The 630-nt window shown below is 49.7% G+C and carries 2 tRNA genes and 1 rRNA gene; all 3 read left to right on the top strand.

The features are described 5' to 3' along the window. Positions 1–102 (top strand): 16S ribosomal RNA (locus ACNFCJ_RS24110); the annotation flags it as partial. 88 nt (positions 103–190) lie between these two features. Continuing rightward, a tRNA-Ile gene (locus ACNFCJ_RS24105) sits at positions 191–267 on the top strand. Positions 268–287: 20 nt separating this feature from the next. Continuing rightward, positions 288–363, top strand: a tRNA-Ala gene (locus tag ACNFCJ_RS24100). Positions 364–630: the final 267 nt, after the last annotated feature.

Genomic DNA, 630 nt, shown 5'->3' with positions numbered 1-630 from the left:
AGTCTAACCTTCGGGGGGACGGTTACCACGGAGTGATTCATGACTGGGGTGAAGTCGTAACAAGGTAGCCGTAGGGGAACCTGCGGCTGGATCACCTCCTTAATCGAAGACTTCAGCTTTCTCATAAGCTCCCACACGAATTGCTTGATTCCTTGTAGAAGACGATGCTGTAACGCGGCGACCCTGTTATAGGTCTGTAGCTCAGTTGGTTAGAGCGCACCCCTGATAAGGGTGAGGTCGGCAGTTCAAATCTGCCCAGACCTACCAATTCAGGTGCAGATGCTTACGGGGCCATAGCTCAGCTGGGAGAGCGCCTGCTTTGCACGCAGGAGGTCAGCGGTTCGATCCCGCTTGGCTCCACCATTACAGCATGATCGTAGAGAGTTCAGAAATGAGCGCTTCAGGGTTGCCTGTTGAGTGCTGATTTCTGGTCTTTTGACCGGTACTCGTTCTTTAAAAATTTGGATATGTGATAGAAGTGACTAACAGCGTGTTTCACTGCACGTTGTTAATCAAGGCAAAATTTGTAGTTCTCAAGACGCAAATTTTCGGCGAATGTCGTCTTCACGATTGAGACAGTAACCAGATTGCTTGGGGTTATATGGTCAAGTGAAGAAGCGCATACGGTGG

The organism is Pseudomonas sp. NY15364, assembly GCF_048068235.1.
Taxonomy (GTDB): Bacteria; Pseudomonadota; Gammaproteobacteria; order Pseudomonadales; family Pseudomonadaceae; genus Aquipseudomonas; species Aquipseudomonas mendocina_D.
Note: the sequence above shows the minus strand (reverse complement) of the source record. Positions and strands in the feature narration are given on the sequence as shown.